The sequence below is a fragment of the Mycobacterium pinniadriaticum genome, from assembly GCF_026242045.1.
GTDB classification, from domain to species: Bacteria; Actinomycetota; Actinomycetes; order Mycobacteriales; family Mycobacteriaceae; genus Mycobacterium; species Mycobacterium pinniadriaticum.
In genome coordinates this window covers 1-219 of record NZ_JAPJDO010000142.1, presented here as the reverse complement: position 1 = coordinate 219, position 219 = coordinate 1, and the positions used below count along the sequence as shown (strand labels likewise).

Here is a 219-nt window from a genome sequence, read left to right as displayed (position 1 = left end):
CTGGGCTTCGACGACGCGGTCGACGATGAGGTTTTCCGGGATCTGGTGATCGCCCGCGTGGTGGAACCGACCAGCCTCCTCGATGTCGATCGAGTCCTGGCCGAGATGGGTCGCACCTCGGCGTCGTTGTCGACACGTAAACGGACGCTGCGCCGCGCCTCTGCCGGTGGTTACCGTGAACGGATAGCCGCCGCGTGCTTCCAAACGGCTTGCACCACA

At 64.8% G+C, this 219-nt stretch carries 1 pseudogene; it reads left to right on the top strand.

Going from position 1 to position 219, the window contains the following annotated elements:
- Nucleotides 1-219 (top strand): annotated as a pseudogene (locus tag ORI27_RS32970) (IS1634 family transposase); the annotation flags it as partial.